The organism is Actinomyces capricornis (genome assembly GCF_019974135.1).
Taxonomy (GTDB): Bacteria; Actinomycetota; Actinomycetes; order Actinomycetales; family Actinomycetaceae; genus Actinomyces; species Actinomyces capricornis.
This window is the reverse complement of record NZ_AP025017.1, coordinates 714,201-736,192: the sequence shown is the minus strand read 5'-3', so window position 1 is coordinate 736,192 and position 21,992 is coordinate 714,201. Positions and strand designations below refer to the sequence as shown.

17 protein-coding genes are annotated in these 21,992 nt (G+C 72.5%); 15 read left to right on the top strand and 2 right to left on the bottom strand.

All coding sequences use genetic code 11. From position 1 onward, the window contains the following. The first annotated feature begins 3 nt into the window (after window positions 1–3). The 15 genes from MANAM107_RS02955 (at window position 4) to MANAM107_RS02885 (ending at window position 18,787) form a co-directional block, all read left to right on the top strand. Window positions 4–618 (top strand): NADH-quinone oxidoreductase subunit B, encoded by a 615-nt coding sequence (locus tag MANAM107_RS02955; protein ID WP_373314082.1) that lies wholly within the window; start codon window positions 4–6, stop codon window positions 616–618. Next, entirely contained in the window at window positions 615–1,370 is a 756-nt protein-coding gene (locus tag MANAM107_RS02950; RefSeq protein ID WP_223910898.1) for an NADH-quinone oxidoreductase subunit C, read from the top strand. Before MANAM107_RS02955 ends, MANAM107_RS02950 begins: the two co-directional genes overlap by 4 nt. Beyond that, window positions 1,370–2,761, top strand: coding sequence for an NADH-quinone oxidoreductase subunit D (locus MANAM107_RS02945; RefSeq protein WP_223910895.1), 1,392 nt, complete (start codon window positions 1,370–1,372; stop codon window positions 2,759–2,761). The genes MANAM107_RS02950 and MANAM107_RS02945 overlap by 1 nt, the downstream gene beginning before the upstream one ends. Then, window positions 2,761–3,513: an NADH-quinone oxidoreductase subunit NuoE gene (gene nuoE / locus MANAM107_RS02940; RefSeq protein WP_223910892.1), complete on the top strand. Its 753-nt coding sequence runs from the start codon at window positions 2,761–2,763 to the stop codon at window positions 3,511–3,513. Before MANAM107_RS02945 ends, nuoE begins: the two co-directional genes overlap by 1 nt. Then, window positions 3,510–4,868: an NADH-quinone oxidoreductase subunit NuoF gene (nuoF, locus tag MANAM107_RS02935; protein ID WP_223910889.1), complete on the top strand. Its 1,359-nt coding sequence runs from the start codon at window positions 3,510–3,512 to the stop codon at window positions 4,866–4,868. Before nuoE ends, nuoF begins: the two co-directional genes overlap by 4 nt. 95 nt (window positions 4,869–4,963) lie before the next feature. Next, complete coding sequence (locus MANAM107_RS02930; RefSeq protein ID WP_263421946.1) at window positions 4,964–7,777, top strand: NADH-quinone oxidoreductase subunit G; 2,814 nt, start codon at window positions 4,964–4,966, stop codon at window positions 7,775–7,777. After that, window positions 7,777–9,222, top strand: coding sequence for an NADH-quinone oxidoreductase subunit NuoH (gene nuoH, locus MANAM107_RS02925; RefSeq protein WP_223910884.1), 1,446 nt, complete (start codon window positions 7,777–7,779; stop codon window positions 9,220–9,222). The genes MANAM107_RS02930 and nuoH overlap by 1 nt, the downstream gene beginning before the upstream one ends. Next, window positions 9,215–9,904 carry an NADH-quinone oxidoreductase subunit NuoI gene (gene nuoI, locus MANAM107_RS02920; protein WP_223910882.1) on the top strand — a complete coding sequence of 230 codons (690 nt, stop codon included), beginning with the start codon at window positions 9,215–9,217 and terminating at the stop codon, window positions 9,902–9,904. The genes nuoH and nuoI overlap by 8 nt, the downstream gene beginning before the upstream one ends. Next, entirely contained in the window at window positions 9,901–10,893 is a 993-nt protein-coding gene (locus tag MANAM107_RS02915; protein WP_223910879.1) for an NADH-quinone oxidoreductase subunit J, read from the top strand. Before nuoI ends, MANAM107_RS02915 begins: the two co-directional genes overlap by 4 nt. Next, entirely contained in the window at window positions 10,890–11,195 is a 306-nt protein-coding gene (gene nuoK / locus MANAM107_RS02910) for an NADH-quinone oxidoreductase subunit NuoK (protein ID WP_179900628.1), read from the top strand. The genes MANAM107_RS02915 and nuoK overlap by 4 nt, the downstream gene beginning before the upstream one ends. A gap of 28 nt (window positions 11,196–11,223) precedes the next feature. Continuing rightward, complete coding sequence (gene nuoL, locus MANAM107_RS02905) at window positions 11,224–13,290, top strand: NADH-quinone oxidoreductase subunit L (RefSeq protein ID WP_223912804.1); 2,067 nt, start codon at window positions 11,224–11,226, stop codon at window positions 13,288–13,290. Window positions 13,291–13,303: 13 nt separating this feature from the next. After that, on the top strand, window positions 13,304–14,848 hold the full coding sequence (locus tag MANAM107_RS02900) for an NADH-quinone oxidoreductase subunit M (protein ID WP_223910876.1): 1,545 nt from the start codon (window positions 13,304–13,306) through the stop codon (window positions 14,846–14,848). Continuing rightward, a complete protein-coding gene (gene nuoN, locus MANAM107_RS02895; protein WP_223910874.1) occupies window positions 14,845–16,422 on the top strand; it encodes an NADH-quinone oxidoreductase subunit NuoN in 1,578 nt (525 codons plus the stop codon). Before MANAM107_RS02900 ends, nuoN begins: the two co-directional genes overlap by 4 nt. After that, window positions 16,419–17,525, top strand: coding sequence for a polyprenyl synthetase family protein (locus MANAM107_RS02890; RefSeq protein ID WP_223910870.1), 1,107 nt, complete (start codon window positions 16,419–16,421; stop codon window positions 17,523–17,525). The genes nuoN and MANAM107_RS02890 overlap by 4 nt, the downstream gene beginning before the upstream one ends. Window positions 17,526–17,569: 44 nt before the next feature. Then, window positions 17,570–18,787 (top strand): MFS transporter, encoded by a 1,218-nt coding sequence (locus tag MANAM107_RS02885; RefSeq protein ID WP_223910868.1) that lies wholly within the window; start codon window positions 17,570–17,572, stop codon window positions 18,785–18,787. A gap of 120 nt (window positions 18,788–18,907) precedes the next feature. Here the strand turns inward: MANAM107_RS02885 and MANAM107_RS02880 are convergent, their stop codons facing one another. After that, a complete protein-coding gene (locus MANAM107_RS02880; RefSeq protein ID WP_223910865.1) occupies window positions 18,908–20,230 on the bottom strand; it encodes a hypothetical protein in 1,323 nt (440 codons plus the stop codon). Window positions 20,231–20,435: 205 nt separating this feature from the next. Next, window positions 20,436–21,764, bottom strand: a complete 1,329-nt coding sequence (locus tag MANAM107_RS02875) for a hypothetical protein (protein WP_223910862.1) — start codon at window positions 21,762–21,764, stop codon at window positions 20,436–20,438. Between the last annotated feature and the right edge of the window lie 228 nt (window positions 21,765–21,992).

Below are 21,992 nucleotides of genomic sequence, written 5' to 3'. Positions count from 1 at the left end.
AGCATGAAAGAGCACAACGCCTTCATGGCGTCCATCCCCTCCAAGCGGGACGATCCGGCCGCCCAGGCCGCGGCCGAGGTGGACTCGCCCGGCTTCCTGCTGACCACGGTGGAGAAGCTGGCGGGACTGGCCCAGGCCCGCTCCCTGTGGCCGGTGACCATGGGCCTGGCCTGCTGCGCCATCGAGATGATGGCCGCCGGCACCCCCCGCTTCGACATGGCGCGCTTCGGCTGGGAGGTCTTCCGCGCCTCCCCCCGCCACGCCGACGTCATGATCGTCTCGGGCCGGGTCTCCCACAAGATGGCCCCCATCGTGCGCAATGTCTACGACTCCATGCCCGAGCCCAAGTGGGTCATCTCCATGGGCGCCTGCGCCTCCTCCGGCGGCATCTTCAACAACTACGCCGTGGTCCAGGGCTGCGACCACATCGTGCCGGTGGACATCTACCTGCCCGGCTGCCCGCCCCGCCCCGAGATGCTGCTCAACGCCATGCTCGAGCTCACCCGCCAGATCGAGCGCAAGCCCCTGTTCAAGCACCGCGAGGAGATCGCCCGCGCCGTCGAGGCCGCCGCCCTGTCCGCCACCCCCACCCACGAGATGAAGGGCCTGCTGGCATGAGCGAGACCACCCCCTCCCCGCAGACCCCCGCCGCGCCCGAGCCGCCCGCCGTCCCCGAGATCGCGGGCACCCCCGTGCGCCCCGACCTGGCCCTGGAGGTCATCGCCACCCGCTCGGGCCAGTTCGGCGCCCCCGACTCCGACACCACCGGCTACGGCCTGCACACCGAGACCATCACCCTGGCCCCCGCCGCCACCCGCCCCTACGGCGGCTGGTTCGACGACGTCGTCGACCACCTCGCCGAGGACCTCGCCCAGGATGGGGTGGACCCGGCCGCCGCCATTGAGAAGGTCGTCATCGAGCGCGGTGAGCTCACCGTGTTCATCGCCCGCGAGCACCTCCTGGCGGTGGCCCGGCACCTGCGCGACGACCAGGACCTGCGCTTCGAGCTGTGCCTGGGCGTCAGCGGGGTCCACTACCCCGGTCTGACGGGCCGTGAGCTGCACGCCTGCATCCAGTTGATGAGCCTGACCCACGGCGGGCGCCAGCTGCGCCTGGAGGTCGCCTGCCCCGAGACCGACCCCCACATCCCCTCCATCGTCGCGATCTACCCCGGCAACGACTGGCACGAGCGCGAGACCTGGGACCTCATGGGCATCGTCTTCGACGGGCACCCCTCCCTGACCCGCACCGCCATGCCCGACGACTGGGTGGGCCACCCCCAGCGCAAGGACTACCCCCTGGGAGGCATCCCCGTGGAGTACAAGGGGGCCACCACCCCGCCCGCCGACACCCGGAGGTCCTACAGCTGATGAGCACCCCCACCTCTGCCTTCCACGCCACCGGGCCCGCCACCGACGACCTGGCCCAGGGCGCCGAGCAGTTCACCGCCAACGGCGGGGACTGGGATGAGATCGCCGCCCGCATCGCCGAGCGCGACGAGGCCGACCGCCTGCGCAACGACCGCATCGTGGTCAACATGGGCCCGGTCCACCCCTCCACCCACGGCGTGCTGCGCCTGGTCCTGGAGGTCGACGGCGAGACCGTCACCGAGGTGCGCGTGGGCACTGGCTACCTGCACACGGGCATCGAGAAGAACATGGAGTACCGCACCTGGACCCAGGGCGAGACCTTCGTGACCCGCATGGACTATGTCGCCCCCTTCTTCCAGGAGGTCGCCTACGCCCTGGCCGTCGAGAAGCTCCTGGGCATCACCGACGACATCCCCGAGAAGGCCACCGTCACCCGCGTGCTGCTCATGGAGCTCAACCGCATCGCCTCCCACGTGGTGGCCGTGGGCACCGGCGGCAACGAGATGGGCGGCACCACGCTGATGACCATCGCCTTCCGGGCCCGGGAGAACATCCTCAAGGCCTTCGAGATGGTCTCCGGGCTGCGCATGAACCACGCCTTCATCCGCCCCGGCGGCCTGGCCCAGGACCTGCCCGAGGGCTTCACCGGCTTCGTGCGCTCGGTCATGCCCGACATCAAGAACGACATCCACGAGCTCGAGCTGCTGCTCATGGCCAACCCCATCCTCAAGGCCCGCTTCATCGGGGTCGGAGAGATCAGCCTGGCCGGCGGCCTGGCCCTGGGCCTGACCGGCCCCTGCCTGCGCGCCGCCGGCTACCCCCTGGACCTGCGCCGCACCAGCCCCTACTGCGGCTACGAGACCTACGACTTCGAGGTGCCGGTCTACGACCGCTCCGACTGCTTCAACCGCCTGCGCATCCGCCTGGACGAGTGCTACGAGTCCCTGGTCATCATCTCCCAGTGCCTGGAGCGCCTCGATGAGATCTCCGCGCGCGGGGACGACCCCTCCAACACCACCATGGTGGCCGACCCCACCATCGCCTGGCCCGCCCGCATGGCCATCGCCACCGACGGCCAGGGCCAGTCCCTGGAGCACGTGCGCGAGATCATGGGCAGCTCCATGGAGTCCCTCATCCACCACTTCAAGCTGGTCACCCAGGGATTCCGGGTCCCCGCCGGGCAGGTCTACCAGACCATCGAGCACGCCAAGGGCGTCCTGGGCGTCCACGCCGTCTCCGACGGCGGCACCCGCCCCTACCGGGTCCACTTCCGCGACCCCTCCTTCTCCAACCTGCAGTCGGTGGCCATGATGGGCGAGGGCGGCATGATCGCCGACCTCGTGCCCGCCCTGGCCTCCGTCGACCCCGTCCTGGGAGGTGTGGACCGCTGATGAGCACCACCGACAGCGCCACCAACAACGCCGTGGCCACCCGCGACCAGGCGCCGGCCGAGCCCGGCCCGGCCCGGGAGCTGGGCTACAGCCCCGAGGCCGCCGGCCGCCTGGAGGCCGACATCGAGCAGATCATCGCCCGCTACCCCGTGGGCCAGGAGCGCAGCGCGCTCATCCCCATGCTCCACCTCATCCAGTCCGTGGACGGCTACGTCTCTCCCGCCGGCATCGCGCTGTGCGCCCAGCGGCTGTCCCTGAGCCGCTCCGAGGTCTCTGCAGTGGCCACCTTCTACAGCCAGTTCCGCCGCCACCCCTCGGGCACCTACCACGTGGGGGTGTGCACCAACGCCCTGTGCGCCGTCATGGGCGGGGACGAGATCTGGCAGGCCGTGGCCGAGCACACCGGCCTGGGCTCCGATGAGACCAGCGAGGACGGGACCATCAGCCTGGAGCGCGTGGAGTGCAACGCCGCCTGCGACTACGCCCCCGTGGTCATGGTCAACTGGGAGTTCTTCGACAACCAGACCCCCCAGAGCGCCGTCGCCCTGGTCAGCGCCCTGGAGCGCGGCGAGGCCGTGAGCCCCACCCGCGGGCCCGAGGTGCTGCCGACCTTCAAGGACAACGAGCGCCTCCTGGCCGGCTTCGAGGACGGGCACGGCGACGAGGGCCCCGGCGGCGCCGAGCCCACCCTGCGGGGCCTGCGCATCGCCCGGGAGAAGGACTGGACCGCGCCCAAGGAGGAGGGCAAGTGAGCGAGACGAGCAACGAGCCGCAGGACCCCCAGGGCCCCGCCTTCACGGCCCCCGGCACCCTCACCCCCGTCCTGACCGACATCTGGGACGCCGAGCGCTCCTGGAGCCTGGAGACCTACCGCGCCCACGGCGGCTACCAGGGCCTGGCCCGTGCACGCGAGCTCGGCCCCGAGGACCTGGTGGGCATCGTCAAGGACTCCGGGCTGCGCGGACGCGGGGGAGCGGGCTTCCCCACCGGCCTGAAGTGGTCCTTCCTGCCCCCGCCCGACGGCGGCCCCCGCTACCTGGTGGTCAACGCCGACGAGTCCGAGCCGGGCACCTGCAAGGACATCCCCACCATCCTGGCCAACCCCCACGCCCTCATCGAGGGCATCGCCATCACCTCGCGGGCCATCGGCTGCGACCACGCCTTCGTCTACCTGCGCGGGGAGGTCGCCCACGTCTACCGCCGGCTCCTGGGGGCCGTGCGCGAGGCCACCGAGGCCGGCCTGCTGGCCACCGGCTTCGGCCTGGACGGCTCCCAGCCCCTGCGCATCACCGCGCACGCCGGGGCCGGCGCCTACATCTGCGGTGAGGAGACCGCGCTGCTGGACTCCCTGGAGGGGCGCCGCGGCCACCCCCGCCTCAAGCCGCCCTTCCCCGCGGTCGCCGGCCTCTACGCCCGGCCCACCGTGGTCAACAACGTGGAGACCATCGCCTCGGTGCCCGCGATCCTGGCGCGCGGCGCCCAGTGGTACGCCGCCATGGGCACCGAGAAGTCCAAGGGCCACGGCATCTTCTCCGTCTCGGGCCACGTGGCCCACCCCGGCCAGTACGAGGCCCCCTTCGGCATCACCATGCGCGAGCTCATCGAGCTCTCCGGCGGCATCCGCCCCGGCCACGAGCTGAAGTTCTGGGTGCCCGGGGGCTCGTCCACCCCCATCTTCGGCCCCGAGGAGCTCGACGTCCCCCTGGACTACGAGTCCGTGGCCGGCGCCGGCTCCATGCTGGGCACCCGCGCCCTCCAGGTCTTCGACGAGACCGTCTCGGCGGTGCGCGTGGTGGCCCGCTGGACCGAGTTCTACCAGCACGAGTCCTGCGGCAAGTGCACCCCCTGCCGCGAGGGCACCTACTGGATGCGCCAGATCATGCTGCGCCTGGAGGCCGGCCGGGGACTGCCCGGGGATGTGGAGAAGCTGGAGGACATCGCCGGCAACATCGCGGGCCGCTCCTTCTGCGCCCTGGGCGACGCCGCCGCCACCCCGGTCCTGACCGGCATTCAGAGATTCCGCGCCGAGTTCGAGGCGGGCTGCACCACCCCGGCCAACGAGCTCTTCCCCTACGCGGCCTCCTCCATCTTCGAAAGGGCCCGGTGAGGCCAGCCATGACTGATACGACCGCGACCAAGACCACCGGCACCGGCACGACCGGGAAGAAGGGCTCCGTGCCCGCTGTCCCGGCCGCCGCCGAGATGGTGACCATGACCATCGACGGCATGCCGGTGAGCGTGGAGAAGGGCACCCTGCTCATCCGCGCCGCCGAGCAGGTGGGAGTGCGCATCCCCCGCTTCTGCGACCACCCGCTCCTGGCGCCCTCGGCCAACTGCCGCCAGTGCCTGGTGGAGGTGGCCATGCCCGGGCGCGACGGCGTCGTGCGCCCCATGCCCAAGCCCCAGCCCTCCTGCGCCATGACCGCCATGGAGGGCATGGAGATCTCCACCCAGGCCACCAGCGAGGTCGCCGCCAAGGCCCAGGCCGGCACCATGGAGTTCCTCCTCATCAACCACCCCCTGGACTGCCCCGTGTGCGACAAGGGCGGGGAGTGCCCCCTGCAGAACCAGGCCCTGGAGCTCATGGCCTCCGGGGCCCGCAGCGCCACCCGCTTCACCGACGTCAAGCGCACCTTCCCCAAGCCGCTGCGCCTGACCAGCAACGTCCTGCTCGACCGGGACCGCTGCATCCTGTGCCAGCGCTGCGTGCGCTTCGCCCGGGAGATCCCCGGAGACCCCTTCATCGCCCTCCAGGGGCGCGGCGGGGGCCACCCCTCCACCGACATGGACGGCCACCCCGAGCACGCCGGGGGCCTGTACTCCGAGCAGATCGGCCGCTTCGACCCCCAGGTCCTGGACTTCCACGACCCCCACGCCGGTCCCTCCTCCACCATCCGCGGGGGCCACGGCCTGAGCGCCGCCGACGACCTGGCCGGCCCCGGAGGGGACCCGGGCGTGGCCGGGGGCCTGGCCGGCGGGCCGGGAACCGGGCCGGGCCTGGTGGACATGGACGCCTCCGGGCGCCCCTTCGCCTCCTACTTCTCGGGCAACATCATCCAGATCTGCCCGGTGGGCGCGCTGACCAGCGCCCGCTACCGCTTCCGCGCCCGGCCCATGGACCTGGTCTCCACCGACTCGGTCACCGAGCACGACGCCTCGGGCTCGGCCATCCGCGTGGACATGCGTCGCGGCACGGTCCTGCGCCGCCTGGCCGGCAACGACCCCGAGGTCAACGAGGAGTGGATCACCGACAAGGACCGCTTCGCCTTCCCCTGGTCCAGCCTGCCCGACCGCCTCACCGTGCCCCTGGTGCGCGACGAGGACACCGGCGAACTGGTGGCCACCAGCTGGTCCGACGCCCTGGACACCGCCGCCCGCGCCCTGGAGGACGCCAAGGGCCGGGGCGGGGTCGGCCTGCTGCCGGGCGGCCGTCTGACCCTGGAGGACGCCTGGGCCTGGTCCCGCTTCGCCCGCACCGTCCTGGGCACCCACGACATCGACCAGCGCGTGCGCGACCACAGCAGCGAGGAGGACTCCTTCCTGGCCGCGCGCGTGGCCGGCACCGGCCTGGGGGAGGTCACCTACCGCTCCCTGGAGAGCGCCGGCCAGGTGCTCCTGGTGGCCCTGGAGCCCGAGGACGAGTGCGGCTCCCTGTTCCTGCGCCTGCGCAAGGGGGTGCTCGCCGGCGGCGTGCGCGTGGCCACCATCGCCCCCGGCCTGACCAACGGCAGCCGCAAGCTCTCCGCCCAGGCGATCCTGGCCGCCCCGGGACAGGAGGCGCGCACCCTCGCCCTGCTGCCCCGCACCCACCCCGAGCTCGTCGAGGCCCTGCGCGCCCCCGGCGCCACCATCATCGTGGGCGAGCGCGCCGCGGCCGTGCCCGGCCTGCTCAGCGTCGTCGACGTCCTGGCCACCGCCCTGGGCGCCCGCCTGGCCTGGGTGCCGCGCCGCGCCGGGGAGCGCGGGGGCATCGAGGCCGGCCTGCTGCCCGGCCTGCTGCCCGGGGGCCGCCCCGTGGCCGATGCCGCCGCCCGCCGGCAGGTCGAGCGCGCCTGGGGCATGGCCGAGGGCGCCGAGCTGCCCGCCGCCCCGGGCCGCGACACCACCGCCATCCTCACCGCCCTGGCCCAGGGGGACCTGACCGGCCTGGTCATCGGCGGGGTGGACCTGCGCGACCTGCCCGACCCCGCCCTGGCACGCACCGCCCTGTCCCAGGCCGGCACCGTCATCCAGCTCGAGGTGCGCCGCTCCGAGGTCAGCGAGGCCGCCGACGTCGTCCTGCCCGTGGCCCCGGCCGTGGAGAAGAACGGGACCTTCGTCAACTGGGAGGGCCGCGTGCGGCCCTTCGGCCAGGCCCACGTCTCGCGCGCCCGCACCGACCGCCAGGTCCTGGGCATGCTCGCCGCCGAGATGGGCGCCGACCTGGGCGTGGCCGACCTGGAGGCCCTCCACGCCGAGCTCGCCGCCCTGGGCCTGTGGGCCGGGCAGCGCCCGCGCGTGACCCCCACCGGGCCGGCTCACGCCCTCAGCGGCGCCGAGGACGCCCCCGCGCAGGACGTCCCCGTTCAGGAGCCCCCCGCGCAGGACAGCGCCGCGACCCAGGAGCCCGCCGGCGCCCCCGCCGAGGGCGTAGCCGCCCACCTGGCCACCCACAAGCCCATGCTCGACGCCGGCCGGCTCCAGGACGGCGAGCCCTTCCTGGCCGCCACCGCCCTGCAGCCCGTGGCCAGGATCGCCACCGACCTGGCCGCCGGCCTGGGCCTGCGCCCCGGGGACCCGGTGACCATCGCCTCCCCCCAGGGCCGGATCACCCTGCCCGCCGCCGTTGGGGCCGTGGCCGAGGGCACGGTCTGGCTGCCCGAGTGCTCGGCCGGCTCCACCGTGCGCCAGACCCTGGGGGTCGGGCACGGCTCGCCGGTGCGCCTCAGCGCCGGCTCCCCGCCGGGAGGCGCCACCGCCCCGGCGGCGCCCTTCGCCGCAGCCACCACTCCTGAGACCACCGGGGAGGCGCACTGATGACCACCACCACGGCCCCCATGCAGGCCGCACCGGACCTTGGCGGCGTCGTCGCCGACTTCTCCCAGGAGACCTGGTGGCTGACCCTCATCAAGGCCGGCTTCATCGTCGCCTTCCTCATCGTCAGCGTCATCATGGCCCTGTGGGTCGAGCGCCGCGGCCTGGCCCGCATGCAGACCCGCCTGGGCCCCAATGTCAACGGCCCTCTGGGCCTGCTCCAGGCCATCGCCGACGCCGGCAAGCTCATCATGAAGGAGGACTTCTGGCTCAAGGGGGCCGAGAGGCTCGTCTACATCCTGGCCCCGCTCCTGGCCGCCTTCAGCGCCTTCATGGTCTACGCGGTCATCCCCTTCGGGCCCCAGGTCTCGATCCTGGGCCACTCCACCCCCCTGCAGCTGACCGACTTCCCGGTGGCGGTGCTCTACATCCTGGCCATCACCGCCTTCGGCGTCTACGGCATCATCCTGGGCGGCTGGTCCTCCCACTCCACCTACCCGCTGCTGGGAGCCGTGCGCAGCGCCGCCCAGGTCATCTCCTACGAGCTGAGCATGAGCCTGTCCATCCTCACCGTCTTCCTGGCCTCGGGCACCATGTCCACCTCCGGGATCGTGGCCGCCCAGGAGCGGATGTGGTGGGCCCTGGCCATGATCCCCTCCTTCCTCATCTACGTGGTCTCCATGATCGGGGAGGTCAACCGCCTGCCCTTCGACCTGCCCGAGGCCGAGGGCGAGCTCGTGGCCGGGCACATGGTCGAGTACTCCTCGATGAAGTTCGCCTGGTACTTCCTGGCCGAGTACATCAACATGTTCAACGTCTCGGCCGTGTGCGTCACCCTGTTCCTGGGCGGCTGGCGCTCGGTCATCCTGGCCAGCTTCTGGGAGGGCGCCAACAGCGGCTGGTGGCCCATGCTGTGGTTCATCGCCAAGGTGTGGATGGTCATGTTCTTCATGGTCTGGACTCGCGGCACCCTCGTGCGCATCCGCTACGACCAGTTCATGAGGCTGGGCTGGAAGCTCCTCATCCCCGTCTCCCTGGCGTGGTTCGTCATGGTCGCCGTCGTCCAGGCCTACCGCTCCTTCTCCGGGGCCTCGGTGCAGTCCCTGCTGCTCATCCTCGCCGTCCTGTTCCTGGTGGCCATGCTCATCCTCTTCCTCCTGCCGGACAAGGAGGCCGACGAGGCCGCGGGCACCCAGGAGGACGAGGACTGGGAGGACGGCGAGGACGGGGCGCAGATCACCGCACCCGGGGCCGAGCACCTGGCCTTCGCCGGCGGCTACCCCGTGCCCCCGCTGCCCGGCGAGCACCTGCCGCCCTCGCCCCGTGCCCGGCGGGCCCAGGGCGCACCGCAGGAGACCACCGACTCCCAGCCGAGCGACGACGCGGCCGCCCTGCCCGCGCTCGCCCTCGGCCTTGAGGACCCCTCCCAGGAGGACAACGATGACTGACAAGCCCACCCCCTCCGACGCCGACCACGAGCAGTGGCTGCGCGACGCCCCCTCCGGCCTGGCGCGCCTCTTCGCCCCCGTGGCGGGCTACGGCGTGACCATCTCCTCGATGTTCCGCCCCGTGGTCACCGAGCAGTACCCCTTCGAGCCCGCCCAGCCCATGCCCCGCTACCACGGCAGGCACCGGCTCAACCGCTACGAGGACGGCCTGGAGAAGTGCATCGGCTGCGAGCTGTGCGCCTGGGCCTGCCCCGCCGACGCCATCTACGTCGAGGCGGCCTCCAATGAGCCCGGCGCCCAGTACTCCCCCGGGGAGCGCTACGGGCGCGTCTACCAGATCAACTACCTGCGCTGCATCTTCTGCGGCCTGTGCATCGAGGCCTGCCCCACCCGGGCCCTGACCATGTCCACCGACTTCGACGAGCTCGTGGGCCCCAACCGCACCGGCCTCATCTACGAGAAGGACGACCTGCTCGCCCCCGTGCCCCCCGGCGGCCTGGAGGCCCCCCACCCCATGGTGGCCGGCACCGAGGACGGCGACTACTACCGCGGCGCCGTCACCGGCCCCACCCGCGACCAGATCGAGTGGGTGCGCGCCCACCGGCCCGAGGACCCCACCCTGGACACCGCCCGGCCCGTGCCCGGCCCCACCTCTCACCCCGTCGAGGAGGCCCTGCGATGACCCCGCTCGCACACGCCTCAGCCGCCCTGAGCCAGCAGGGGGCCATGACCACCGGCGAGGCCGTCCTCTTCGGCGTCGTCGCCCTGGTGACCGTGGCCTGCGGCCTGGGCGTGCTCACCGCCAAGCGGGCGGTGAGCGCCGCCATCAACATGATCGGCATCATGATCGGCCTGGCGGTGCTCTACATCGCCTCCGAGGCCCCCTTCCTGGGCATGACCCAGGTCGTGGTCTACACCGGGGCCGTCATGACCCTCGTGCTGTTCGTCATCATGCTCGTCGGCGTGGGCGGCGAGGAGCCCGTGGCCGGCACCACCTCCCCGCTGCAGCGCCCCCTCCTGATCGTCATGGGCATGGCGCTGGTCGCCGTCCTGGTCGCCGTCGTCGTGCGCACGCCCCTGCCGGCGGCCGCCGGGCTCGACGACGGGAGGCTGGCCGTCCCGCCCACTATCGCCGAGGTGCTCTTCGGCCAGCACGTGGTCACCATGCAGCTGACCGCCCTGCTGCTGGTCATCGCCGCGGTGGGCGCCCTGGCCCTGACCCACCGCCAGCGCATCCGCGCCAAGCGGACCCAGGGCGAGGTCGCCCAGGACAAGATGCGCGCCTACGCCGCCACCGGCGCCCACCCGGGCCAGAAGCCCATGCCCGGCGTCTACGCCTCCACCAACTCCGCCGCCGCCCCGGCCCTGGACGCCGCGGGCAGGGCCGTGGAGGACTCCGTGCCCCGCGTCCTGCGCGCCCGCGGCCAGGAGCTGGACCTGGCCGAGGCCTCCCCGGAGCGCGCCGTGGCCCCCGGCGGCCAGGCGGCCGCGCCCCGCACGGAGCGCGGCACGGGACTCTCGGGCATGCCCGCCATGCCCGGCGCCCCCGCCCCCCGCGTGCACCAGCCCCGGGCCGCCCAGCCCGAGCCCAGCGCCGAGCCGGAGCAGGAGGCCGCGCAGGAGGCCACCAGCGCCACCAGTGAGCCCACGAGCACCCAGGAGGACGCATGACGCTCCCCGTGACCGCCTACATCATCCTGGCCCTGGTCCTGTTCACCCTGGGGGCCCTGACGGTCCTGCTGCGCCGTAACGCCATCATCGAGCTCATGGGGGTCGAGCTCATGCTCAACTCCGTCAACCTCGTCCTGGTGACCTTCTCCCGCATCCACGGCAACCTCACCGGGCAGGTCTTCGCCTTCTTCGTCATGGTGGTCGCCGCCGCCGAGGTCGTCGTGGGGCTGAGCATCATCGTGTCCATCTTCCGCACCCGCAGGTCCACGTCGGTCGACGACGTCAACCTGCTCAAGAACTGAGAGGGCCGAGGTGACAGTCATGACACTCATGACCGCCATGAGCACCGCGGCGGGCGCTCCCGCCCTGGCCGCAGGAGCGGCCGCCGGAGCGCTGCCCGCCGCCGAGGGCTCCGGCTCCGTCGTCGGGGCCGCCGCCCCCGCCACCGGACTGGCCGCCCTGGCCTGGCTCCTCATCGCCGCCCCCGCCGCCGGGGCCGCGATCCTCCTGCTGGCCGGGCGCCGCAGCGACGCCTGGGGGCACTGGCTGGGCCTGGCCGCCTCCCTGGTCTCGGCCTGCCTGGGCGTGGGCATCCTCGCCCAGGTCCTGGGCCTGCCCGCCTCCGAGCGGGTCATGGAGGCGGACCTGTGGCGGTGGTTCTCCTCGGGGGACCTCACCGTGGACGTCGGGCTGCGCATCGACCCGCTGTCCCTGACCTTCGTGGTACTGGTGACCTTCGTCGGCTTCCTCATCCACCTGTACTCGGTGGCCTACATGAGCCACGACCGCGACCGGCGCCGCTTCTTCGCCTACCTCAACCTGTTCGTGGCCGCCATGCTCACCCTGGTCCTGGGCGACAGCTACCTCGTGCTGTTCGTCGGCTGGGAGGGTGTGGGCCTGGCCTCCTACCTGCTCATCGGCTTCTGGAACACCGCCGAGGCCGACGCCCCCCGCTCCGAGCGCGAGAAGTCCGTGGACAACGCCACGGCCGCCAAGAAGGCCTTCCTCATGAACCGCGTGGGGGACATGGGCCTGCTGGCCGCCATGATGGCCATGGTCGCCCAGACCGGCTCGGTGGCCTTCGACGCCGTCCTGCCCGCCGCCGCCTCCGGGCAGGTGAGCACCGGCTGGCTGACCGCCATCGGCCTGGCGCTGCTGGTGGCCGCCTGCGGCAAGTCCGCCCAGTTCCCCCTCCAGGCCTGGCTGGGCGACGCCATGGCCGGCCCGACGCCGGTCTCCGCCCTCATCCACGCCGCCACCATGGTCACCGCCGGTGTCTACCTCATGGTGCGCTCGGGGGCGATCCTCGAGGGCGCCCCCGCCGCCGCCCTGGCCGTGGCCGTCATCGGGGCCATCACCCTGCTGCTGGGGGCCATCATCGGAAGCGCCAAGGACGACATGAAGAAGGTCCTGGCCGCCTCCACCATGAGCCAGATCGGCTACATGATGCTCGGTGCGGGCCTGGGACCCATCGGCTACGCCTTCGCCATCTTCCACCTGCTCACCCACGGCTTCTTCAAGGCCCAGCTCTTCCTGGGCGCCGGAAGCGTCATGCACGCCATGGGCGACCAGGTGGACATGCGCCGCTTCGGCGCCCTGCGCACCGCCATGACGATCACCTGGATCACCATGGGCATCGGCTGGCTGGCCATCCTGGGCGTCCCGCCCCTGTCCGGGTTCTGGTCCAAGGACAAGATCATCGAGGCCGCCTTCATCGGGCACGGGGCCCAGCCCTGGATCCTGGGAGGCGTGGCGCTCCTGGGCGCGGGGCTGACCGCCTTCTACATGTCCCGGCTGTTCTTCATGATCTTCCACGGCACCGCCCGCTGGACCACGCAGGACGACCCCCAGGGCGCGGTCCACCCCCACGAGTCCAGCCCGCTCATGACCGCCCCGCTCATCATCCTGTCGGTCTTCTCCCTGGGCCTGGGCGGCCTGCTCAGCGCCGGGGACGCCTTCGCCATCTGGCTGGAGCCCGTCACCGGGCACGTCGACCACACCCACCACGTGCCGGTGCTGCCCGTACCCGTCATCATGGGCGCCACCCTGGCCCTCGTCGTCGTGGGCGTGGCCGCCGCCTGGCTGCTCTACGCCCGCCGCGCGGTGCCCACCACCGCCCCGCCCGCCGGCGCCCTGGTGGAGGCCGCGCGGCGCGACATGTACCAGGACGCCATCAACGAGACCCTGGCGATGCGCCCCGGGCAGGCCCTGGTGACCGCCACCCGGGCCACCGAGAGCCACGTCGTCGACGGCGCCGTGGAGGGCGTGGCCATCGGGACCACCGCCGCGGGGCGCCTCGTGCGGCGCACCGAGTCCGGCTACGTGCGCTCCTACGCCGGCTACATGCTGGCGGGCACCGTCCTGGCGCTCATCGCCGTTGTGGCCAGCAGGTTCTGAGAGGACACGACATATGCAGACCATCTCCGCACCGCTGCCGATCCTGAGCCTCATGGCCATCGTCCCCCTGGCCGGTGCCCTGGTGCTGTGGGCCCTGCCGCTGCGCGCCTCGGCCCGGGCCGTGGGCCTGGCCGTCTCCGCCGCCACCCTGGGGCTGGGCCTGTGGGCCGCCGCCCACTTCGATACCGCCCAGGCCGCCACCATCCAGTTGGCCGAGCAGCGCCCCTGGATCCCGGCCTTCGGCGTCCACTGGGCGCTGGGCGTGGACGCCCTGGGCCTGGCCATGCTGCTGCTGGCCGCCTTCCTGGTGCCCATCGTCCTGCTGGCCTCCTGGCAGGAGGTTCCCGATGAGCGCCAGCGCGAGTTCACCGCGCTGGTCCTGGCCCTGGAGGCCTTCATCGTGGTCATCTTCGCGGCCCGGGACGTCTTCCTGTTCTACATCTGCTTCGAGGCCATGCTCGTGCCCGTCTACCTCCTCATCGGGCGCTTCGGCGGGCCCGGGCGCCGGCGCGCCGCCACGAAGTTCATCCTGTACTCCCTGGCCGGCGGGCTCATCATGCTCATCGGCGTGGTCAGCCTGCCCCTGTACGGGCCCACCGACCACTACTCCTTCCTCATCGCGGACCTGGCCGGGCAGATCCAGGCCCCCACGGGGGTCTCCCGCTGGCTCTTCGCCAGCTTCTTCCTGGCCTTCGCCATCAAGGCCCCCATGGTGCCGGTGCACACCTGGCTGCCCGACACCGCCGAGCAGGCCACCCCCGGCACCTCAGTGCTGCTCATCGGTGTGCTGGACAAGATCGGCACCTACGGCATGATCGCCCTGGTGCTGCCGCTCTTCCCCGAGGCCTCGGCCTGGGCGGCCCCGGTCATCGTCATCCTGGCGGCCGTGTCCATCATCTACGGGGGCCTGGCCGCCATCGCCCAGGACAACCTCTACCGGCTCATCTCCTACACCTCGGTCAGCCACTTCGGCTTCATGGTGCTGGGCATCTTCATCGGCAGCCGGCTGGCCGCCAACGGTGCCATGGTCTACATGGTGGCCCACGGCCTGTCCATCGCCGGCCTCTACCTGGTGGCCGGCTTCCTGGCCCGGCGCACCGGGACGGTGAGCATCAAGGAGCTGGGCGGACTGGCGCGGGTGATGCCCGTGGCCGCCGGGACCTTCCTGGTGTGCGCCCTGGCCTCCATCGCCCTGCCGGGCCTGAGCGGCTTCGTCCCGGAGTGGATGGTGCTCACCGGCACCTTCTCCCGCTCGGTGGTGCTGGGCCTGGTGGCCCTGCTTGGCGTCGTGCTCGCCGCCGTCTACATGATGCTGCCCTACCAGCGGGTCTTCACCGGAGCGCCCGCGAAGGAGCGCACCGGCGCCGCCGACCTGGGTGCCCGTGAGAAGCTCGTCCTGGTCCCCCTCATCGCAGCCATGCTGGTCCTGGGCCTGGCGCCGGCCCTGCTGACCGACGCCCTCGACGGCGTCGCCGAGCAGGTCTCCACCACCGTCAGCAGCGCCCCCCAGGGCGCCACCGCCGCCGGAGCCTCCGTCACGGAAGGGATCCTCAAGTGAGCTTCACCGCGCCGATCATCAACTGGGCCGCCCTGGCCCCGGCCCTCCTCATCCTGGGCGGGGGCGTGCTGGGGGTGCTCGTGGAGGCCTTCGCCCCCCGCGCCTCGCGCCACACCACCCAGGTGGTCCTGAGCCTGGCCTCCGTCCTGGCGGCCGGCGTGGCCCTGGTCCAGCGCTGGGAGGTCGTGCCCGCCGGCGGGTCGGCGCCCATGTCCCAGGGGCTGAACGAGGACCCCTTCGCCGTGGCCGCCCAGGGTGTCCTGCTCGTCATCGGGTTCCTGGCCCTGCTGGTCATGGCCGACCGCACCTCCCTGGGCGACGGCGCCTTCGCCGCCCAGGCCGCCGACCGGCCCGGCAGCGCCGAGGAAGCCGAGTCCCTCCACGCCGGGTGGACCACCACCGAGGTCTTCCCCCTGGCACTGCTGTCCCTGGGCGGCATGATGCTCTTCGGGGCCGCCAGCGACCTCATCACCCTGTTCGTCGTCCTCGAACTGGTCTCCCTGCCCCTGTACATCATGGCCGCCACTGCGCGCCACCGCCGCCTGCTCAGCCAGGAGGCCGCCGTGAAGTACTTCGTCCTGGGCGCCTTCGCCTCGGCCTTCATGCTCATGGGCGCGGCCCTCCTCTACGGCCTGAGCGGCGCGGTGGACTACCTGACCATCGGCCAGGCCCTGACGGTGGGCGCCCAGCCGGGTACCGACTACCTGGCCCTGTGCGCGGTGGCCATGGTGACCATCGGCCTGCTGTTCAAGGTGGCCGCCGTGCCCTTCCACGCCTGGAGCCCGGATGTCTACCAGGGCGCCCCCACGCCGGTGACCGGCTTCATGGCCGCCGGGGTCAAGGCGGCCGCCTTCTTCGCCCTGGTGCGCTTCCACTACGTCCTGGCCGGGCTGCTGGGCTGGGACCTGGCGCCCTTCCTGTGGGCCGTGGCGATCGCCACCATGGTGGTGGGCACTGTGGTGGGCATCGTCCAGCGCGACGTCAAGCGCATGCTCGCCTACTCCGCCATCGCCCACGCGGGCTTCATGCTCATCGGCATCATCGCCTACAACCAGGAGTCCATCGCCGCCCTGGTGCTCTACGCCCTGACCTACGGCGTGGCCACGGTGGGGGCCTTCGGCCTCATCGGCCTGGTGCGCTCCAGCCAGGAGGGCGCCGTGGGCGGTGAGCGCAGCGACCTGGCGGCCTTTACGGGCCTGGCGCGGCGCAGCCCCTGGGCGGCGGGCGCCATGACGGTCTTCCTGCTGTCCTTCGCGGGCATCCCGCTGACGGCGGGCTTCACCGCCAAGTTCCAGCTCTTCGTGGCCGGAGCCAAGGGCGGGGCCTCCTGGCTGGTGATCCTGGCGGTGCTGTGCTCGGCGGCCACGGCCTTCTTCTACATGCGCCTCATCGTCCTCATGCACTTCCACGAGCCCGAGGATGGGACCGAGGCCGGTGGGGCCACCGCGGTGGTCGCCAGCCGGGGCCTCATCACGGCGGCGGTCGCGATCGCGGTGGCGGCCACGATCGCGCTGGGCGTGCTCCCGCAGGCGGTCATCGAGTTGCTCAGCCGGGCCGCTATGCTCCTGCCGTGATCGGATCCCTGTCATTGAGCAACACGCAGCTCGAGAGCCGCATCTCGGGCGCCCTCGAGGCCGTCGAGGCGCGCCTGCTGGATGTGGTCACGCGCGCCGATGAGACGATCAACCCGCCCACCTCGCATCTGGCCAAGGCCGGGGGCAAGCGGCTGCGCCCGATGCTGGCGCTCCTGACGGCCCAGCTGGGCGACCCGGAGCTGGCCACGGGGGAGGGGGTGCGCGACGCCTGCGTGGCCGTCGAGCTCACCCATATCGCCACCCTCTACCACGACGATGTCATGGATGAGGCGCCGCTGCGCCGGGGCGCCCCCAGCGCCCACGCCGTGTGGGGCAACTCGGCGGCGATCCTCACCGGGGACGTGCTGGTGGCCCGCGCCTCCCAGCTGGTGGCGGCCCTGGGGCCCGAGGCGGTGCTGGCCCAGGCCCTGACCTTCGAGCGCCTGTGCATGGGCCAACTCCATGAGACCCTGCCGCGCCCCGCGGGCACCGACCCGGTGGCGCACTACATCCAGGTCCTGGCCGACAAGACCGGCTCCCTCATTGCTGTGGCGGCCCGCTACGGGGCCATGCTCACCGGGGCGGGGCGGGGCACGGAGAGGATCGTGGAGGACTTCGCCGAGCGGATCGGGGTGGCCTTCCAGCTGGCCGACGACGTCATCGACCTGGCGGGGGACAGTGCCGTCACCGGTAAGACCCCGGGCACGGACCTGCGCGAGGGCGTGGACACCATGCCGGTGCTCCTGCTGCGCCAGGCCCTGGCCGCAGGCGAGCTCGACGCCGCGGGGCAGTCGATCCTCTCGGCCCTGTCCAGCTCCGACCTGCGCGACGACGGGGCCCTGGCCCAGGTGGTGGCCCAGTTGCGCGAGCACCCGGTGCTCGCCCGCACCCGCGAGATGGCGACCGACTGGTCCCGTCAGGCCATCGCCTCCCTCGATGGGCTGGAGGAGGCCGTGGCGGAGGGCACCCGCGAGCGCCTGGCCGCGCAGGGGACTACCGGCCCCGAGGCCGAGGCCGCCCTGGCCGAGGCCAGGGAGCGCACCGCCCTCGTGCGCGCCGGCATGGAGGACTTCGCCCACCTCCTGGTGGACCGCGCCGCCTGAGCCGCCTGAGCCGCCCGGGCCTGCCGGCGCGGGGAGTGTGAACCATGAGCGATGCAGCCCGCAGGCAGCGGCAAGAGGCACTGAGCCGCAGGCTCTACACCACTGCCACGCTCAACCTGCTCGCGGATGCGATCGCCTCGGTGGCCCTGCCGCTGGCCTTTCTCCAGGCGACCGGGTCGATCTCCCTCTCGGCGGCCCTGGTCACGGCGGGCCACCTTCCCCGGCTCGTCCTGGCACTGCCGCTGAGCGCCGTCGCGGACCGCCTGCCGCGTGCTCCAGTGGTGATCACCTCCTACACGGCGGAGTTTGCCTGCCTGGTGGGGCTGGCGCTCATGCTCCACCAGCGGGTGGAGAGCCTGGTGCTGGTCTCGCTCATCGGCGTGGTGCGGGGGACGATGAGCGAATTGGGCGCCTCGGCCTCGGCCGGATACGTCCCGCAGGTGCTGGGGCGCGAGAATCTGCTGCGCTACCACTCGCGGATCGAGACGATCGAGGGAGGCGTCGCGATCGCCGGTCCCTCGGTAGGAGGATGGCTTGTCGGAGTGCTCGGAGGGGTCGTGTCCCTGGCGGTCCCCGCGGTCATGTCCGCCTTCAATGCGGTGGTCTACTACCTGCTTCCGCGCCTGCCCTCTCCCGCCCGGGATCGTGGGACGCGGGCCGTGTGGCGGGGCCTGCTGCCGGATATCGGCGCGGGGCTGCGCTTCGTGGTCGAGGACCGGACACAGGCCACCGTGTTGGCGGTCAACCTGGCGCTGGGCGCCTCGACGGCGAGCTACGTCTTCGGCGTGGTGGTCCACCTGCGTGAAGGTCTGGGCCTGAGCCCGTCCGTCGTCGGGCTGGTCATGGCGGCCTCCGGGGCGGGTGGCCTGGCCTGCTCCCTGGTGCTCGATCGGCTCATCAGCGTCAGGCAGGGCCTGGCGGTCCTGCTGATCGCCATCGGCCTGGCCGGCCTGCTCCTGGCATCCTTCGGGCTGGTGCCCCATGCGTGGGTCGCTGCTGTGTGGCTGTTCCTGCTGGATGTCGCATGGGTGGCCTGCTTCATCGTGGCCGGGACGCTCCAGCAGTACGCGACTCCCGATGATCTCCTGGCACGCGTGGACGCGGTCAACGGCCTGGTGTTCACCGCCGGTGCGGCGGGTGCCTCCGCGATGGCCGCCGCCTGGCTGCCGAGCACCGGGGCTCCGGTCTTCCTTCTGGGCGTGGGCGCCACCGCCCTCATCCCCATCGCCGTCGCCGCGGTGGCGCGCCTCCGTACCGCCTGACGGAGCGGGCCCCAGGCGCTCCGGCGTCCCAGAATGCGAGTCCGGGGTGCAGAATGCGATGGCACCGCAGTCGCAATCTGCACCCCGGACTCGCATAGTGCGGGACGGGCCCTTGTCCGCTCAGTGCTGGTGGGTGTGCTTGGCGAAGGCCACCTCGGAGGGGGCTGCGCCGACCTCGGCCTTCGTCACCTCCCCGCTGGTGAGATCCACCTTGTGGACGGTCTTGGTGGCCGGCTCGGTCACCCAGGCCGTGTCCCCCTCGATCTGCAGCGCCGGGTGGGCCTCCTGCCACTTCTCCGGGGCGCTCCAGGCGCCGATGACCGGGATCGAGTCCGTCACGGCCTTACCCGCCACATCCACCTTGTGCAGGGCGCCGTCCGTGCCCAGCACCCAGGCGTTGTCCTGGCCGTCACGGCGCACCCCCCGCCAGGTGTACTCCACACCCTCGGGCAGGTCGATCACCTCGAAGGAGGCGGACTGGGAGTCCAGGATGCCCAGGCGGCTCAGGGACAGCTTCTCGGAGTCGGGGTCCTCCTTGTAGTCGGTGACCGCCACCGGGCTGGAATCGGTGACGTAGGCATTGCCCACGCGCCCGCCCCCGGTATCCGGGCTCGCGATCTTGGTGAAGGCGCCGTCCTTGTACAGCAGCACCCCGTCCTGGCAGCCGAGCACGACCGCCTCGCCCTTGAGGGCGCCCTCGCCGTGGACACCGGGGCACTCCTCGCTGCGGGCGGTCTCCTTGCCCGAGGCGTCCTGGGCCAGTGCCCCCACCCGGGTCTCCTCATCGCCCAGGGTGCGCAGCACGGTGCCATCCGAGAGCCTGATGGCCACCCCGTGGTGGGCCTTGTCGGAGGCGATCTCCTCCGAGGCCGGCAGGGAGGCGACGGTCTCGGCGGCCGAGTGGCCCAGGGAATCGGTCTTGACCATGGTGATCTTGCCGGTGCCGTCGTCGAACAGCACCGTCCAGTCCCCGTGGGGCGTGACATGGCCGGCTTTGGTGGCGGGGAAGACCAGGTCGGTCAGCGCCGGCTCGCCGCCGCCGGCCCCCGTGCTCAGCACCTGGAAGCCCGCCTCGGTGGTCACCAGCACGTGCTCGTTGTCGCCGAAGGCGTTGAGGCGCAAGAATCCCTCCAGGGGGAAGTCGGCGACCTCCTCCAGGCTGGAGGCATCCAGGACCTTCACCCCGCCGTCGTAGGCCAGGACGAAGCGGTCGGAGCCGTGGCCGTGCCCGCCATGGGCATCGTGGTCGTCGTGATCGTGAGCCGGGGCGCTGGAGGCCGCCCGGGTGGCGGCCTGTGAGGCGTCCCCGGAGGCGCTGGTCCCCGAGCCGGTGCCGGCCGACCCGCAGGCCCCCAGGGCCAGGGCGCCGCTGCAGGCCATCGCCAGCAGGGCCACCGCCCGGGAGCGGCGCGGCGCTGCAGGCCTGAGTGGGGTGATCGTCATGAGCGTTCCTTTCGTTCTTCATCGGTCTGCGCCGCCATGGGGCCGTCACCGCAGGACGGCACCCGACGGCGGAGCAAGTGCTGTGGTCAGTGATGGGCAGGTCATCGGCATGGAGGAGCAGGTGGTCGAGGTGGGAGCGTGGCTGCGGGTCTTGGCGGGCGGCGGCGCCCAGCGTGAGACGGCGCGGCCGGGGCCGGCGGCCTGCTCAGGCGCCCACCATCTGAAAGGTCAGGAGCCCGGGGGCGGGGATCGTGCGCTCGACCCCCGCCTGGGCCTGCGGATCGATCTCCAGGATCTCCTCGCCCGAGGCGGCGGGCAGGTAGACGCGATCGGCGGTGGCATGGATGCCGCTGCGCGCCACCAGATCGGGGGAGGCGATCGGATCGGTGACGGCCTCCTCGGCTCCATCGGCCCACACGTGGATGCGGCCCTGGTCATCGACGCCCACCACGCGGTCATGGGTGTCGTCCAGGGCGCAGACGGCCACCAGTGGGGCCCCCGCGCCGGACTCGGCTGTCTCGGCAGGATCCGCCTGGGGGCCGGACCAGCTGCGCTCGCGGATGCTGAGCAGCCACCAGCCGCCCTGGGCGTCCAGCGCAGCCACCGTCGCGCGGCCTGGGCGAGCACCGAAGGACACCAGGCGCGTGCCCGCGGGTGCCGTCTCGGGCAGGGACACCCACTCCAGGACCGGGGTGCGGGCCTGGGGGTCGGGCAGGGAGGCCACTACCGCGCCGCCCTCGCAGCCCAGGGCCACACCGGCCCGGGTGGAGATCCCGCCGGAGGGCTGGGGGCAGGGGAGGGGCTCGCCGACGGCGGTGCCGTGCTCATCGAGGAGGAGCGCCTGGCCCTGGCGGACCACGACCACGTGGGCGCCCAGCGGGGCGGCATAGCTGCCCGGGTCGACGTCGGCGGTCATCACGGGGGAGACCCGCCCCTGCTCCAGGGCCCGGCGGTCCAGGAGCGTCAATCTCCCAGCGGCGGTGACGACGGTGTACTGGGCGCTGCTGGCGATGGTGGGCGGGGCGCTCTCGGCCTCGACGGCGGCCTGGCCCCCGGCTGCCGCCGGCGCCGCCAGGGGGCCCAGGGCCGTGGCGGGAGCGCGGTAGTAGTGCTGGTGGTCCCCGTGGTCCTGGGTCCACACCCCCGAGTCGGCCAGGCTCACCTCGACCCCCGGGCCGCCCAGGGCCAGGAGCCTGCGGTCGGTGGCGGCGGTGGTGGCGCCCTCGACCCTGGTCACCGGCGTGAGGGACAGGTCCTCCAGACCGATGAGGCCCAACTCCCCGGTGGCGCTCAGCACGGCCAGGGAAGTGGCGGCCTCATCCAGCTCCTCGGCGCCCTCGACATGGCCGTGGCCGCCGGCGCCATCGCGACTGCCGTGCGCACCGGGGGAGGGGGAGAACGCCGTCGTGGCCTGGGCGGTGGGGCTCTCCGCAGTGGCTGAGGGCGCGGCGGGGGCGCCGCAGGCGGTCAGTGCCAGGGGCGCAAGTGCGCAGGCGGCCAGTGGGGCGCGGAGGCGGTGGAGGAGGCGGAGCACACCACTACATTAATGAAAACCATTCTCATCAGATGTGGGGAGTGGGGAATGAGAGTGAACTCACCCTGCTGGGTCGGGCTCGGTGGCGGGCTGTCGGGCGGGACTCGGGTGGGGGTGCGGCGGCGTGGGCGAGGCGGGGTATCCAACCGTGATAATCGTGACCCTTTTGCGACCTTCGGGGAATCCTGGGTTGCCCTTGCCGTGCAACGGTAACGGTTGAGCCGCTGT